The 16,716-nt window shown below is 59.4% G+C and carries 11 protein-coding genes; all 11 read left to right on the top strand.

Going from position 1 to position 16,716, the window contains the following annotated elements; all coding sequences use genetic code 11:
• The 11 genes from AC07PV_RS13115 (at window position 1) to AC07PV_RS13165 (ending at window position 16,571) form a co-directional block, all read left to right on the top strand.
• On the top strand, window positions 1-678 hold the full coding sequence (locus AC07PV_RS13115; protein WP_494630456.1) for a type IV pilus inner membrane component PilO: 678 nt from the start codon (window positions 1-3) through the stop codon (window positions 676-678).
• Window positions 675-1,217, top strand: coding sequence for a pilus assembly protein PilP (locus AC07PV_RS13120; RefSeq protein ID WP_494630457.1), 543 nt, complete (start codon window positions 675-677; stop codon window positions 1,215-1,217). The genes AC07PV_RS13115 and AC07PV_RS13120 overlap by 4 nt, the downstream gene beginning before the upstream one ends.
• On the top strand, window positions 1,214-3,358 hold the full coding sequence (locus AC07PV_RS13125) for a type IV pilus secretin PilQ (protein WP_494630458.1): 2,145 nt from the start codon (window positions 1,214-1,216) through the stop codon (window positions 3,356-3,358). The genes AC07PV_RS13120 and AC07PV_RS13125 overlap by 4 nt, the downstream gene beginning before the upstream one ends.
• Before the next feature lie 22 nt (window positions 3,359-3,380).
• Window positions 3,381-4,907 (top strand): Ig domain-containing protein, encoded by a 1,527-nt coding sequence (locus AC07PV_RS13130; protein ID WP_494630460.1) that lies wholly within the window; start codon window positions 3,381-3,383, stop codon window positions 4,905-4,907.
• A gap of 341 nt (window positions 4,908-5,248) precedes the next feature.
• Entirely contained in the window at window positions 5,249-6,352 is a 1,104-nt protein-coding gene (gene aroB / locus AC07PV_RS13135) for a 3-dehydroquinate synthase (protein WP_494630556.1), read from the top strand.
• 54 nt (window positions 6,353-6,406) lie between these two features.
• Window positions 6,407-7,612 carry a deoxyguanosinetriphosphate triphosphohydrolase gene (locus tag AC07PV_RS13140; protein ID WP_492254684.1) on the top strand — a complete coding sequence of 402 codons (1,206 nt, stop codon included), beginning with the start codon at window positions 6,407-6,409 and terminating at the stop codon, window positions 7,610-7,612.
• A gap of 116 nt (window positions 7,613-7,728) precedes the next feature.
• Window positions 7,729-8,355 (top strand): DUF1415 domain-containing protein, encoded by a 627-nt coding sequence (locus AC07PV_RS13145; RefSeq protein ID WP_494630462.1) that lies wholly within the window; start codon window positions 7,729-7,731, stop codon window positions 8,353-8,355.
• 8 nt (window positions 8,356-8,363) lie between these two features.
• On the top strand, window positions 8,364-9,332 hold the full coding sequence (locus tag AC07PV_RS13150) for a class I SAM-dependent methyltransferase (RefSeq protein WP_494630557.1): 969 nt from the start codon (window positions 8,364-8,366) through the stop codon (window positions 9,330-9,332).
• An 86-nt stretch (window positions 9,333-9,418) separates the two neighbouring features.
• Window positions 9,419-10,117: a transposase gene (locus tag AC07PV_RS13155; RefSeq protein ID WP_494630463.1), complete on the top strand. Its 699-nt coding sequence runs from the start codon at window positions 9,419-9,421 to the stop codon at window positions 10,115-10,117.
• A 181-nt stretch (window positions 10,118-10,298) separates the two neighbouring features.
• Window positions 10,299-15,029, top strand: a complete 4,731-nt coding sequence (locus AC07PV_RS13160) for a glutamate synthase-related protein (protein WP_369641644.1) — start codon at window positions 10,299-10,301, stop codon at window positions 15,027-15,029.
• Window positions 15,030-15,077: 48 nt separating this feature from the next.
• Window positions 15,078-16,571, top strand: a complete 1,494-nt coding sequence (locus AC07PV_RS13165) for a glutamate synthase subunit beta (RefSeq protein ID WP_218293429.1) — start codon at window positions 15,078-15,080, stop codon at window positions 16,569-16,571.
• Window positions 16,572-16,716 lie beyond the last annotated feature (145 nt).

The following is a 16,716-nucleotide window of genomic DNA, read 5'->3' on the forward strand; positions in this document are numbered from 1 at the left end:
ATGGCAAAAAAATCAAAGGCAAATATTGATTTCGTTGCTTTGCAGGACGGTCTTTCTAGGCAATTTCGAAACCTGGACCCTAAAGATCCTTCGTTGTGGCCGGTAGTCCCTAAGGTATTGCTTTGCTTCTTTATTGCAGCTGCTGTAGCAACTATCTTATGGTTCGTAAAAATCAATGAGTATGAGGTGGAGCTCACTGCTGAAGTGGCGAAGGAGCAAGCTCTTCGTCAGGACTATCAATCTAAATTGATTAAGGCGGTGAGCTTGGAGGCGTTGAAGCGACAGAGAGAGCAGGTACAGCAATACGTGATTCAGCTTGAAAAACAGTTGCCTAGCAAGGCTGAGATGGCGGCGCTCTTGTCCGATATCAATCAGGCGGGGCTCGGTCGGAGCTTGCAGTTCGACCTGTTTCGACCGGGGCAAGTGGTGGCAAGGGAGTATTACGCCGAGTTACCAATCCAGGTGCGTGTCACGGGGAAGTACCATGATATGGGAGCGTTCGCATCAGATATCGCTCATCTTTCTCGAATCGTCACTCTTAATAATATATCAATAGTTCCTGTGATAAAGGATGGTAACGGAGCCCTGACAATGGAGGCGACGGCGCGTACTTTCAGGTATCTTGATCCAGAAGAAATTCAGGCTCAGAAAAAGGCGATAAGGGCTAGTAAAAAATGACGTCTTATAAACTGACTGGGTTGGTTTTCGTCTCTTTATTATTGGGCGGCTGTGGATCATCGGGCGACGAAGAGTTGCGCCAATGGATGTCTGAATTGCGCGCGACAACCAAGCCTCGCATTACTCCGTTGACCGAACCGAAGCAATTCATTCCTCAGGCCTATTCGATGGATTCGGGCGTGGAGCCTTTTAACGCAGTGAAATTGACGCAGGCGCTACGCCGGGAGTCTACGCAATCTACCTCAAACGCCGCTCTCATCGCGCCAGAGATGGCTAGACGAAAAGAGCCGCTCGAGGCTTATCCGTTGGATGTCATGGCCATGGTCGGTAGCCTAGATAAAAAAGGAATGCCCACTGCACTTTTAAAGGTTGACAAGTTACTTTATCAGGTACGAGTTGGGAATTATCTCGGGCAAAATTACGGGAAAATAATAAAAATTACCGAAAATTCAATTCAACTGCGAGAGATCGTGCAGGACGCCACAGGTGACTGGATTGAGCGCGCAGTTTCGCTGGATCTGCAAGAGGGCAAAAAATGAAATACTCGAAAGCTTACATAGTAAAAATCTGCCGAATTGCGATTGGGTTCTCAATCGCTATTCTGGCCCCTCTTGAGGTTCTTGCAGATACTGTTATTCGTTCTGTTACGGGGAGCGTGCAAAACGGTGTGGATGTCATACGTATTGATTTTGCGGAACCTCTTAAAGAAATCCCAACAGGCTTTGCGATTCAAATGCCTCCGCGCATTGCCCTAGATTTTCCTGGTGCATCGAATGCAATCGGAAAAAACAATATCGAAGTCGGTCAGGGGAATGTAAAATCCGTCAATGTGGTTCAAGCTGGCGATCGGTCTCGGGTTGTTCTTAATTTGAAGCAATCGACATCCTATCAAGCTGAAATCCAAGGAAAATCGTTGTTGATTTCTTTGGCAACAGCTCCTTCAACGTATTCCGCATCTCAGCCTGCTCAGGCGCTAGCGTTTTCGGATCCTACAAATAATGATATTCAAACATTAAAAGACGTGGATTTCAGGCGGGGAAGCGATGGTTCTGGACGGGTCATCGTGATGCTTCCATCCAGCCAAGTTGGGGTTGATATACGCCAGCAGGGCAAGGGGCTGGTCGTCGATTTTCTGAAATCTTCTTTGCCGGAAGGTCTGCGCCGTCGATTGGATGTAGGTGATTTTGGTACGCCTGTGCAAGCCATTACGACCGTGCAGCAAGGTGAAAGAGTGCGGATGACGATCGATCCCGTTGGCGATTGGGAGCACAGTGCATATCAAAGTGATAGCCAGTTTGTAATTGAGATTCGCCAAAAGAAAGTGGATCTGAACAAGCTTACTCAAGGCCCTGGGTTCAGTGGAGAGAAGTTGTCTCTTAACTTCCAGAATATTGAAGTTCGCTCGCTTTTGCAAGTGATAGCTGATTTTACAAATTTCAACATTGTAACCTCGGACACCGTCTCGGGCTCGCTAACTCTGCGCCTCAAAGATGTGCCCTGGGATCAAGCACTCCAAATCATCATGGATGCCAAAGGCCTTGGCATGCGTAAATCAGGAACGGTTTTGTGGATTGCCCCCAAAGATGAAATTGATGATCGGACAAAAAAGGACTATGAAGCCGCGCTGGCGATTCAAAAGCTGGAACCGCTAAGGACTCAGGCATTTCAAATGAACTATGCCAAGGCGGTGGACATGGTCACCCAATTGTCTGCGTCAAGTAGCGGTGGGGGATCCGGAGGAACATCAAATAGATTCCTTTCTGAGAGAGGGAGTGCAATTGCCGAACCCAGAACCAATCAACTGTTTGTAACTGATACTGCGAGCAAATTAGAGGAAGTTCGCCAGTTGCTGTTGACGCTGGATGTCGCTGTTCGGCAAGTGATGATTGAGGCAAGAATTGTCGAGGCTTCCGATACTTTTGGGCGGTCGCTGGGCGTTCGCTTGGGTGGGACAGATCTGCGGGCTAATCGTGGCGGGACAGGCGGATACAACCTTGGCGGTGGGAATAGTGTTGCTTTCGGCACTAGCTACAGCAACGCTGTCGCATCCTCTGGCGCGGGCGGGACTGCAAATACCTTGGGCAACTTTGTTAACCTACCTGCGCAGGCGCAAGGTGGATTCGATCCAGCTAGTTTTGCAATATCTATTTTCAATTCCGCTGCCAATCGATTCTTGAATCTTGAAATATCGGCGATGGAAGCTGATGGGAAAGGCAAGATTGTCTCCAGTCCTCGGGTTGTGACTGCAGATCAGACCAAGGCATCGATAGAGCAGGGTACGGAATTTCCTTATCCAGTGACCGCTCCTAATGGCGGAACCGTCATAGCCTTTAAAAAGGCCGTGTTGAAGTTGGAGGTCCTGCCTCAGATAACTCCTGAAGGAAATATCATTCTTGATCTGGATGTTAATAAAGACAGTCCGGGGGAAATTCTTCAGAATGTTCGGGCAATTAATACCAAGCATATTAAAACCCAGGTACTGGTTGAAAATGGCGGAACGGTTGTGATTGGCGGGATTTTTGAGCTTTTTGAAGATGATGCAGAGGCCAAAGTTCCGTTTCTGGGGGACATCCCAGGTGTTGGAAATTTATTTAAAACAAAAACCAAGCAGGCAAATAAGCAGGAAATGCTCATATTTATTACGCCCAAGGTAATTACTGAGCGTACTGCGGTTCGTTGATGCAAATTTATAGGGAAAGAAAATGCAGAAAAGATTCAAAACTCTCATGATCGCAGCAACCATTGCGCTGTCAGCGTGTGGTGGAGGTGGTGGAAGCCCGGGTGAGACTCAGGAGCACTACACTATTACGTTGCGTGCAGATAAGGCGCAATTGCCGATCAATATCGCCGACACGCTGCCCGGTCTTGGTGCTTACCGACCCTACACGACAACTCTTTATGTTGAGGCCCGCAAGGGAAATTTGCCGATACCTGGTGGGGAAGATATTTTCGCATGTAATGTGGCGGGAGGTTTGGATTCCGGTGCCCTGTATTATCTGGATGGTAAATCGGAGCACGAAACAGAAGTTGATGATGGAAACGGTGGAAAAATAAAAGTCCCCAATGCTTATCGAAATATCACGCTAGGATCAAACGCCGGTGGTAATTCTTTTCATTTCCATGCAGGAGACCAGGCCGGAAATGCCCGTATTACATGTACGGTTCAAGACCCCCTTGATAAGCAGCAAAAGTCAGCCAGCGTGGAGATTTCCGTTGGAGGTGCAACGGGCAAGCCTGCCAGCGTCCGTCTGGCAGCCCAAGTCAATGATATTCTGGGAACCAAGTTCAATGCGAATGGTATTCTGAATCAAATGGCCATTCAGGCGTTTGTCATGGATGACGCGAACCAGCCAACTGGCAGCACGTCGGGTTCGAATGTGCAGGTTCGTATTCTCTCCGGAACCGACGCAGCCGTAGGCGCCCGTTTGGTTGCGGGGAGCCAGAGTGGCAGTGTGCTTCAGTTGCCTTCGATTGGCGGGGTTGCACTCTTTTCACTGCTGAGCGGTACGGAAACCGGCACGATCTTCCTGGAGATGACGGCTGATCGTGCTGACAATAATGTGAGCAATGGCATCTCGGATCCGATGGTTGGCATTCTCCCGATTCAAGTGATGGCGGCACGTACAATTGCGCCTACGATTGATAATAAGGATTTAGGGACTATTACTAAGGGTATCCCATTCACGGCATACTTGGAGGCGAAGAACGGTTTGCCTCCCTTCACTTGGTCGGCTAACGGTCTGCCAACAGGGCTGACCGTGGATGCGAGTACGGGGATTCTGAGTGGCACGGTAAGCCAGGATGCGGCAGAGCGTGAGTACCGCGTTACGGTGACTGCCACTGATAAGAATAAGATATCTGCAACTGCCACGATTACATTCAAGGTGGTCGGCGGCCTGCCAGAAGACTTTGCCATCGGCGATTGCAACTCCACGACAGTTTGCTCGCTGGGATCTGCACCTGTCGGGAAAAACTTCACTTATTCGTTCGTCTCGTCGACAACGGGTGTGACTTGGTCCTTTGCGGGCTTGCCAGGGTGGGTGACTGCCGGAACATCGCCCACGGCTGGTGTTTTGAATGGCGTACCCAAGGTGGCTAATTGTGGTAGCCAACGATTCTTGGTCACGGCGACGAAGGGGGCGACCTCGGTGACTCGCACGTTCAATATTGACGTTGTGACCGGACCAATTCCTCCTGGTGGCGCGCCGGAAGATTACATTTGCCCCTGAGTGGTTAGCCCGCCACCCCTGAGAGAGATGGGGGGCGGCAGGTAATTAATCAGGATTTCTACGAATTCATCCCCGGCGTGTCCGGGGATTTTTTTGTCTCGAGTTTGAGCGAGCGGGTGATTCCGGTTCCTGACTAGCTTCTTCTCCAGATTGGTCTTTGTCAGGCGAGGTGGATGTCTTGCTTAACACTGTTGGCGCACGCATACAACCGTCGGGGCGAATCTCTCTCGCTACAGGCGTATGTGGGCACTCTTGCCGGGATTGATTTGTCCCCGGCATCTCCAGCATGCACAATAGCTTTGGCGACGAAGCATCGCGTCGTCGTAAAAATACCGTTTTTTATGTCCCTTACTGCCCAAGAAGTCGCTATTGACTTAGGTGACCGGAGCTATCGCATTGCGATTGGCGGTGGCCTATTGAGTAGTGCCACCACTTATGATGGCCTGCCGCGCGCCGGTGCCGCATTGATTGTGAGCAATACAACGGTCGCCCCGCTCTACATGGCGGCACTGCGGGCCGCGCTGTGGGAGCACTACCCACAGATTCATGAGGTGCAGTTGCCGGATGGCGAAGCACACAAGGACTGGCAGACCCTGCAGAAGATTTTTGATGTGCTGCTGGAGCGCGGCTGCGACCGCAAGACGGTCCTGTTTGCGCTCGGTGGTGGTGTAGTGGGTGATATGACCGGCTTCGCCGCTGCGAGCTACATGCGTGGTGTGCCATTCGTGCAGGTCCCGACCACGTTACTGGCGCAGGTGGATTCGTCCGTGGGGGGCAAAACGGCGATCAACCATCCGCAGGGCAAGAACATGATCGGCGCGTTTTATCAGCCTCAGCTGGTGGTATGCGATCTGGATGTGCTCGACACGCTGCCTCCGCGCGAACTCAGCGCGGGTCTGGCGGAAGTAATCAAGTATGGACCGATCGCGGACATGGCTTTCATGGAATGGCTTGAAGCCCATATCGATGCCCTGCTGGCGCGCGACCGCGCTGCGCTGGTCCACGCCGTGCGTCGCAGTTGTGAGATAAAGGCATGGGTGGTGGGGCAGGACGAACGTGAATCGGGCTTGCGTGCCATTCTGAATTTTGGCCACACCTTTGGACATGCGATCGAAGCCGGAATGGGATATGGCGCTTGGTTGCATGGTGAAGGTGTGGGAGCCGGTATGGTGATGGCAGCTGAGCTGTCGCATCGCCTGGGTCTTGTGGATGCGGCCTTTGTGCAGCGACTCACGGTGCTGATCGCCCGCGCTGGCCTGCCCACCCAAGGACCAGTGCTTGATTCAAACGACAACGCGGGACGCTACCTGGAGCTGATGCGCGTGGACAAGAAATCGGAAGCAGGCGAAATTCGTTTTGTCGTCATCGATGGTCCCGGCCGAGCTGCCCTGCGTTCAGCGCCCGACCGTCTGGTGCGTGACGTGATCGATGCCTGTTGCAAGTGATACAAACGCGATGCAATTGCGATGCCGATTGCTGCTATTTTTTTGTAGCTAGAAATGCTCGATAAAGACGGAGCGCTGGCCCCCAATTGGGGGCGCAACTCGGATCTCCGCCCCTATGCCTGCGACCCCGCAGTGAGCCGTGGGCGGCGCTATCCTGAGGCAGCTGCGCCTACGCGGACGGAGTACCAGAGGGATCGGGATCGAATTGTTCACTCCACAGCGTTTCGGCGGCTGGTCTATAAGACGCAGGTTTTTCTTAACCACGAAGGCGACCTGTTCCGTACTCGCCTGACCCACTCGCTGGAAGTAGCCCAACTCGGGCGTTCCATAGCACGTTCACTGCGCATCAATGAGGATTTGGTAGAGGCCATCTCGTTGGCCCATGACCTGGGCCACACGCCCTTCGGGCATGCTGGCCAGGACGCGCTGCATGGCTGCATGGCCGAGCACGGGGGCTTCGAGCACAACCTGCAGAGCTTGCGCGTGGTGGACAAGCTGGAGGAGCGCTATCCACAGTATGACGGGCTGAATCTCACGTTCGAAACGCGGGAAGGGATTCTCAAGCATTGTTCCCGGCAGCACGCCCGGCAGCTGGAAGACGAAGAGCCCGATGGCGTCGGTGCGAGGTTCTTGCGCCACGAACAGCCGAGCCTGGAGGCACAGCTGTGCAATCTGGCAGACGAGATCGCCTACAACGCGCACGATATCGACGACGGTGTGCGCTCGGGGCTGATCACGCTGGACCAGTTGCAGGATGTGCCATTGTTCGACGAGTACCGGGCTGCTGCCGAGTCGGAGCATCCGGACCTCGCCCAGCTGCCACGCCAGCGGCGCCTGCTGTACGAGGCCATACGGCGCATGCTCAGCGCGCAGGTCTATGACGTGATCGACACCACTAGGACGGCGCTCGCACGGCATGGCCCGGCCAGCGTCGATGGAGTTCGCCAAGCCCCCGCGCTGGTGATGTTCAGTGATGGCATGCGGGAGCGCTCCCAGGTTCTCAAGCGGTTTCTTTTCAAGAATCTGTACCGCCATCCGCGTGTGATGGAGACCACGGGCCGCGCGCAGGAAGTGGTTCGCGACTTGTTCGCGGCTTACACGGTGTCGCCGCAAGAGATGAAGGCGGCTTTCGCGGAGCAGGCCTCGGCAGACCAGGGCCCGTTGAGGGCACGGGCGGTGGCGGATTTCATTGCGGGCATGACCGACCGATTTGCGGCGCGCGAACATGAGCGCCTTACTGGGCGGCGACTTCTCGACTGAGGGCTGCGCGCGGCTGTGCGCATGTGGGGCGTGTCGTTGCAGGCGGAGGCTGTCGCCGGAGGCAATGGCGCCCGGTAAAATCCGCAGGCACTTCATTGCGCTTCGCGCGCCTCCCCATGACTTCATTCCCTTCCACGGCTACGGTGGGCTCCGAGGAGCCTGCCGCATTGTTCATTCGCGACACGGTCCAGTGGCTCGAGCGGGCGGTGATCGGCCTCAACCTGTGCCCCTTTGCAAAGGGCGTTCACGTGAAGGGGCAGATTCACTACGCGGTAGCGCTGACCGGGGATCTGGCGACGATTCTGGAGGTACTGCGCAGTGAACTTGCCGCCCTGGCGGCTACTCCTTCCGAGGTGCGAGACACCACGCTGCTGATCCTTCCCCATTGCCTCCATGATTTCCTGGATTTCAACGACTTCCTGGAAGAGGCAGAGGCCGTGCTGGAAGAAGTGGGCATGGAAGGCACGCTGCAGATCGCCAGCTTTCACCCGCAGTTCCAGTTTGCGGGTACGCGGGAGGACGATGTGACCAACTGCACCAACCGCTCACCCTATCCCACGTTGCACCTGCTGCGCGAAGAGAGCATCGACCGCGCTGTCGAGGTGTTCCCCGAGGCGGAAACGATCTTCGAGCGGAACATCGAGGTTTTGCAAGAACTAGGCATGTCGGGTTGGGCCGCCCTGAGCGTAGGGCCTGGGGTCTCCCTGCCGGCACCGCCAGCGGTAAAAGATACGGAGCGATGACCATGGCAATGACGAAAGCCGCGAAAGAGAAAGCTGCCCGCACCCATTCCCAGGCGCCGGGCTCCTCGGGTAGTGGTGCTGGCGCTAAGGCCAAGGCTGCCCCGACCGGGGAACTGTCCGAGCTGCGGCCAGGCCAATCCGTGGAATTGCTCAAGGAGTTGCACATCCTCACGCGCGATGGGCGCCTCAATCAGGACTCGCGGCGCAAGCTCAAGCAGGTGTACCACCTGTTCAACTTCATCGAACCACTGCTCGCAGAGCTGTCCACCACCAGCCAGGGGCCCACGCTCGCAGACCATGGCGCGGGCAAGTCCTACCTGGGCTTCATCCTGTATGACCTGTATTTCAAGGCGCTCGGGCGTGGCCATATCTACGGCGTGGAGACGCGCGCCGAGCTGGTGGAAAAGTCGCGTGTGCTGGCGCACAAGCTGGGCTTTCAGCGCATGTCGTTCCTGAATGTGTCCGTGGCGGAATCCACTGGCGCAGATGAATTGCCAGCCCACATCGACGTGGTCACCGCCCTGCATGCCTGTGACACGGCCACCGACGATGCCATCGCCTTCGGCCTGCAGAAAAACGCCCGGGCCATGGTGCTGGTGCCTTGCTGCCAGGCCGAAATGGCCGCCTGCCTGCGCCAGGGCAAGGCCCTGCAGCTGGCGCGCACGCCACTGGCCGAGCTCTGGCGCCATCCGCTGCACACCCGCGAGCTGGGAAGCCAGGTCACCAATGTGCTGCGCTGCCTCTACCTGGAGGCCAGTGGCTACCAGGTCACGGTGACGGAGTTGGTGGGCTGGGAGCACAGCATGAAGAACGAGCTCATCATTGCCCGGTACACAGGCCAGAAAAAGCGCAGCGCCTCGGATCGGCTGCGCGCCATTCTGGAAGAGTTCGGGCTCGACAGGGCGCTGGGGGCGCGTTTTGGATTGAAGCCGCAGGCTGGCGATACGCCAGTGGCTGCGGACGCAGTGCCACACTAGCCTCGCACCGTAGGCAGGGCTTTGCCTGGACGGGATAATCGGGGACGGATTTATGATCGCCCCCATCCTTGCTCCCATCGACATCCATGGCCCGCCTGCCACGCCTGACCTTGCCCGGTCATCTGCACCACGTCATCCAGCGTGGAAACAACCGCCAAAGCATCTTCATCGACCACGAAGACTTCGAGAGCATGCTATTGCTGCTGGCGGACAACGCTCAGAAATACGGGGTGGCTGTGCATGCTTATGTGCTGATGGACAACCACTTCCATCTGCTGGCAACTCCCACCACCGTCGATGGCTTGCCGCAGATGATGCAGGCGGTGGGGCGGCGCTATGTGCAGTATTTCAACCGTCGCCATGCCCGCACCGGTACGTTGTGGGAGGGGCGCTACCGCTCCACGGTGCTGCAGCCCGAGCGGTACCTGCTTCCGTGCATGGTCTACCTCGATCTGAACCCCGTGCGCACGGGGCAGGTGGTGCAGGCCTGCGACTACGCGTGGTCCAGCCACGCCCATTGGCTGGGCCTGCGCCACGACCGCCTGCTCACGCCCCATGCCCTGTACTGGGCGCTGGGCAACACGCCGTTTGCGCGCGAGGCGGCGTACGCCGCACTGGTTCAGGCGGGCATCGGATCGCAAGAGCAGGCCGCGCTGACGTCATCCGTGCTCAGCGGCTGGGCGCTGGGCGACCCCGGCTTTGTGCAAGAGTTGCAAAAACACACTCCACGTCGGGTGACCCGGGGACAGGCGGGACGGCCGGCGCTTCACAAAAAATCTGAATGATTCGTGGCCATGCATAAGGCCGCATCGGGTCTATGGCTACCAAAAATGATGTGTCCCCAATAAAAATGATGAGCTGATCTGTAGCTATTGATTAAGAATCTGACCCTAATTAATGTGCTTGCCAAAAGATGTTGCAATGCACTAATCTTCCACTCCCTGCGAAAAATATGAGGAGTGCGCCATGACCACGGCTGCCGAGATCCAGCATCTGCAACAACACGGTTTGTATTCATCGGGTAACGAACACGACGCCTGCGGGCTCGGCTTCGTGGCCCACATCAAGGGTGAAAAGCGCCACGACATCGTGACGCAGGCCCTGAAGATCCTGGAGAACATCGACCACCGTGGGGCGGTGGGCGCCGACAAGCTCATGGGTGACGGTGCCGGCATCCTGATCCAGATTCCCGACGCGCTGTACCGCGAGGAAATGGCGAAGCTGGGCGTCACGCTGCCCGCCGCCGGTGAATACGGCGTGGGCATGATCTTCCTGCCCAAGGAGCATGCCTCGCGCCTGGCTTGCGAGCAGGAGATGGAGCGCGCCATCAGGGCCGAAGGCCAGGTGCTGCTCGGCTGGCGCGATGTGCCGGTGAACCGCGACATGCCCATGTCGCCCACCGTGCGCAAGAAGGAGCCCATCCTGCGCCAGGTGTTCATCGGCCGTGGCAACGATGTGATCGTGCAGGACGCGCTGGAGCGCAAGCTGTACGTGATCCGCAAGACCGCCAGCGCCAACATCCAGGCGCTGAAGCTCAAGCACAGCAAAGAGTACTACGTGCCGAGCATGTCCAGCCGCACCGTGGTCTACAAGGGCCTGCTGCTGGCCGACCAGGTGGGCACCTACTACCTGGACCTGCAGGACGAGCGCTGCATCTCGGCCGTGGGCCTGGTGCACCAGCGTTTTTCCACCAACACATTCCCCGAGTGGCCCCTGGCCCACCCGTACCGCTACGTGGCGCACAACGGTGAAATCAACACCGTCAAGGGCAACTACAACTGGATGAAGGCGCGCGAAGGCGTGATGGCCTCGCCCGTGCTCGCGGCCGACCTGCAAAAGCTCTATCCCATCAGCTTCGCTGACCAGTCCGACACCGCCACGTTCGACAACTGCCTCGAACTGCTGACCATGGCCGGCTACCCCATCAGCCAGGCCGTGATGATGATGATCCCAGAGCCCTGGGAGCAGCACACCACCATGGACGAGCGCCGCCGCGCCTTCTATGAATACCACGCCGCCATGCTCGAGCCCTGGGACGGCCCGGCGTCCATCGTGTTCACCGACGGCCGCCAGATCGGCGCCACGCTGGACCGCAACGGCCTGCGCCCTTCGCGCTACTGCATCACCGATGACGATCTGGTCATCATGGGCTCGGAATCCGGCGTGCTGCCCATCCCCGAGAACAAGATCGTGCGCAAATGGCGCCTGCAGCCCGGCAAGATGTTCCTGATCGACCTGGAACAGGGCCGCATGATCGACGACGACGAGCTGAAAGCCAACATCGTCAACACCAAGCCCTACAAGCAGTGGATCGAGAACCTGCGCATCAAGCTCGACAGCGTGGGCACCGACACCGCGTCCACCCCTGAGGCCGCACCCTTGCCGCTGCTCGACCGCCAGCAGGCCTTCGGCTACACGCAGGAAGACATCAAGTTCCTGATGGCCCCTATGGCCAGGAACGGCGAAGAAGGCATCGGCTCCATGGGCAACGACAGCCCGCTGGCCGTGCTCTCGGGCAAGAACAAGCCGCTGTACAACTACTTCAAGCAGCTGTTCGCGCAGGTGACGAACCCGCCGATCGACCCGATCCGCGAGGCCATCGTGATGTCGCTCAACAGCTTCATCGGCCCCAAGCCGAACCTGCTGGACATCAACCAGGTCAACCCACCGATGCGGCTCGAAGTGAGCCAGCCCGTGCTGGATTTCGCCGACATGGCCAAGCTGCGCAACATCGAGAAGTACACGCAGGGCAAGTTCAAGAGCGCCACCATCGACATCACCTACCCGCTGGACTGGGGCCGTGAGGGCGTGGAAGCCAAGCTCGCCTCGCTGTGCGCGCAGGCCGTGGACGCCATCAAGGGCGGCGCCAACATCCTGATCGTCAGCGACCGTGCCGTGAGCGCCACCCAGGTGGCCATCCCCGCGCTGCTGGCCCTGTCGGCCATCCACCAGCATCTGGTGGGCGCAGGCCTGCGCACCACGGCCGGCCTGGTGGTCGAGACCGGCACCGCGCGCGAAGTGCACCACTTCGCCGTGCTGGGCGGCTACGGCGCCGAGGCCGTGCACCCCTACCTGGCCATGGAAACCCTGGCCGACATGCACAAGGACCTCGCGGGCGACCTGTCGGCCGACAAGGCCATCTACAACTACGTCAAGGCCATCGGCAAGGGCCTGTCCAAGATCATGTCCAAGATGGGCGTGAGTACGTACATGAGCTACTGCGGTGCCCAGCTGTTCGAGGCCATCGGCCTGAACACGGAAACCGTGGGCAAGTACTTCACCGGCACCGCCAGCCGAGTGGAAGGCATCGGCGTCTTCGAGATCGCCGAGGAAGCCATCCGCATGCACAAGGCCGCCTTCGGTGACGACCCGGTGCTCGAGACCATGCTGGACGCCGGCGGCGAATATGCCTGGCGCGCCCGTGGCGAAGAGCACATGTGGAGCCCCGATGCGATCGCCAAGCTGCAGCACAGCACGCGCGCCAACAACTGGAACACGTACAAGGAATACGCCCAGATCATCAACGACCAGAGCAAGCGCCACATGACGCTGCGCGGCCTGTTCGAGTTCAAGATCGACCCTGCCAAGGCCATCCCCGTGGACGAGGTCGAGCCCGCCAAGGAGATCGTCAAGCGCTTCGCCACGGGAGCCATGTCCCTGGGCTCCATCTCCACCGAGGCGCATGCCACGCTGGCCGTGGCCATGAACCGCATCGGCGGCAAGAGCAACACCGGCGAGGGCGGCGAGGACGCCGCGCGCTACCGCAACGAACTCAAGGGCATCCCGATCAAGCAGGGCGATACGCTCAAGAGCGTGATCGGCGCCGAGAACGTCGAAGTCGACCTGCCCCTGCAGGATGGCGACTCCCTGCGCAGCCGCATCAAGCAGGTGGCTTCGGGCCGCTTCGGGGTCACGGCCGAATACCTGTCGTCGGCCGACCAGATCCAGATCAAGATGGCCCAGGGTGCCAAGCCCGGCGAAGGCGGCCAGCTGCCTGGCGGCAAGGTCTCCAACTACATCGGCAAGCTGCGCCACAGCGTGCCCGGCGTGGGCCTGATCTCGCCCCCGCCGCACCATGACATCTACTCCATCGAAGATCTGGCCCAGCTCATCCACGACCTGAAGAACGTGGCGCCGCACGCCAGCATCAGCACCAAGCTGGTGTCCGAAGTCGGCGTGGGCACCATCGCCGCGGGTGTGACCAAGTGCAAGAGTGACCACCTCGTGATCGCCGGCCATGACGGCGGCACGGGCGCATCGCCCTGGTCGTCCATCAAGCATGCGGGCGGCCCCTGGGAAATCGGCCTGGCCGAAACCCAGCAGACCCTGGTGCTTAACCGCCTGCGCGGCCGCGTGCGCGTGCAGGCCGACGGCCAGATGAAGACCGGCCGCGACGTCGCCATCGGCGCGCTGCTCGGTGCCGACGAGTTCGGTTTCGCCACGGCACCCCTGGTGGTCGAGGGCTGCATCATGATGCGCAAGTGCCACCTGAACACCTGCCCGGTGGGCGTGGCCACGCAGGACCCCGCGCTGCGCGCCAAGTTCTCGGGCAAGCCCGAGCACGTGGTCAACTACTTCTTCTTCATCGCCGAAGAAGTGCGCCAGATCATGGCCCAGCTGGGCATTCGCAAGTTCGACGACCTGATCGGCCGCACCGATCTGCTCGACATGCGCCAGGGACTGGAACACTGGAAGGCACGTGGCCTGGACTTCAGCCGCCTGTTCGCCCAGCCCAACGTGCCCGCCGATGTGCCGCGCTTCCACGTGGATGTGCAGGACCACAACATCGAGCACACGCTGGACCGCAAGCTCATCGAGCGCAGCAAGCCCGCCATTGAAAAGGGCGAGCGCGTGCAGTTCATCGAGGTGGCGCGCAACGTGAACCGCTCCGTGGGCGCCATGCTGTCCGGCGCGGTCACCCGCGTGCACCCCGAAGGCCTGCCCGACGACACCATCCGCATCCAGCTCGAAGGCACGGGCGGGCAGTCGTTCGGTGCGTTCCTCACGCGCGGCATCACGCTGTACCTGATCGGCGACGCCAACGACTACACGGGCAAGGGCCTGTCGGGCGGCCGCGTGATCGTGCGCCCCAGTATCGACTTCCGCGGCGACGCGGTGCGCAACACCATCGTGGGGAACACCGTGATGTACGGTGCCACCACGGGTGAAGCCTTTTTCAGCGGCGTGGCGGGCGAGCGCTTCGCGGTGCGCCTGTCGGGTGCCACGGCGGTGGTCGAAGGCACGGGCGACCACGGTTGCGAGTACATGACCGGCGGCACGGTGGTGGTGCTGGGCAAGACGGGCCGCAACTTCGCCGCGGGCATGAGCGGCGGTGTGGCCTATGTCTATGACGAGGACGGCCAGTTCGACACGCGCTGCAACATGGCCATGGTCAGTCTGGAGCGCATCCTTCCGGCTGAAGAGCAGAAGGCCAGCGTGCCCCGCGCCATCTGGCACAACGGCCAGACCGACGAGGCGCAGCTCAAGAAGCTGCTGGAGGACCACAACCGCTGGACGGGCAGCAAGCGTGCGCGCGAGCTCCTGGACAACTGGGCGGCGTCGCGCAGCAAGTTCGTCAAGGTCTTCCCGACCGAGTACAAGCGTGCGTTGGCTGAAATTTATGAACGAAAAGTGCTGGAGGAGTCCGCTACGCCAGCGGTAGCTGCTACCAAAAAAGAAGCGGTCCCCGCCAAGTAAGGCGATGCCGCAGAGACCAGCACAGCATTCATAGACAAGGACATCGTCATGGGAAAAACTACCGGCTTCATGGAATACGAGCGCATCGAAGAGGGCTACAAGCCCGTGCCCGAGCGCTTGAAGCACTACAAGGAATTCGTCATCGGCCTCGACGAGAGCCAGGCCAAGGTGCAGGGCGCGCGCTGCATGGACTGCGGCACGCCGTTCTGCAACAACGGCTGCCCGGTCAACAACATCATTCCGGACTTCAACGACCTGGTGTACCACCAGGACTGGAAGAGCGCGATCGAGGTGCTGCACAGCACCAACAACTTCCCCGAGTTCACCGGTCGCATCTGCCCGGCGCCTTGCGAGGCGGCCTGCGTGCTCAACGTGAACGACGACGCCGTGGGCATCAAATCCATCGAGCACGCCATCATCGACCGGGCCTGGGACGAAGGCTGGGTGCAGGCGCGTCCTGCCAAGCACCAGACCGGCAAGAAGGTGGCCGTGGTGGGCTCGGGTCCAGCCGGCATGGCGGCCGCGCAGCAACTGGCGCGCGCCGGACACAGCGTCACGCTGTTCGAGAAGAATGACCGCGTGGGCGGCCTGCTGCGCTACGGCATCCCGGACTTCAAGATGGAGAAGTCGCACATCGACCGCCGCGTCAAGCAGCTCGAAGCCGAAGGCGTGGTCATTCGCACCAGCGTGTTTGTGGGCGCGCCCAAGGACGGCCTGGGCAAGGGCTCCAAGGTCACCAACTGGGCCAAGGAAACCGTCACGCCCGAGCAGCTCCACAAGGAGTTCGACGCCGTGCTGCTGACCGGCGGCGCCGAGCAGTCGCGCGACCTGCCCGTGCCCGGCCGTGATCTGGACGGCATCCACTTCGCCATGGAATTCCTGCCCCAGCAGAACAAGGTCAACGCGGGCGACAAGCTCAAGGGACAGCTGCGCGCCGACGGCAAGCACGTCATCGTGATCGGCGGCGGCGACACCGGCAGCGACTGCGTGGGCACGAGCAACCGCCACGGTGCGGCGAGCGTCACGCAGTTCGAGCTGATGCCCCAGCCCCCCGAAGAAGAAAACCGCCCCATGACCTGGCCCTACTGGCCGATCAAGCTGCGCACCAGCTCCAGCCATGAAGAGGGCTGCGAGCGCGAGTTCGCGATCTCCACCAAGGAGTTCATCGGCGACGGGAAAGACGGAAAGTCCGGCAAGGTCACCGGACTCAAGACCGTGCGCGTCGAGTGGAAGGACGGCAAGATGGTCGAGGTGGCCGGCTCCGAGCAGATCCTCAAGGCGGACCTCGTGCTGCTGGCCATGGGCTTCGTGAGCCCCGTGGCCGCCGTGCTGGAGGCGTTTGGCGTGGACAAGGATGCCCGCGGCAACGCCCGCGCCACCACGGACTTCGATGGCGGCTACGCGACCAACGCGCCCAAGGTGTTTGCCGCCGGCGACATCCGCCGGGGCCAGTCGCTGGTGGTGTGGGCCATTCGTGAAGGCCGCCAGGCCGCCCGTGCCGTGGATGAGTTCCTGATGGGATATTCCGACCTGCCGCGCTGAGACAGTGTCGCACTGCAACAACGGCGCCCTGGGGCGCCGTTTTTTTTCGCCCGGGGGAGCGGCAGCGCCACCGGCGCGGCCAGGACGCCCGTCGGTCAGGGCCTTGGAGCAGAGCGCAGCGGATGGCGGCCTTTATTGGCACAAT

This window comes from Acidovorax sp. GW821-FHT09A11, assembly GCF_059418365.1.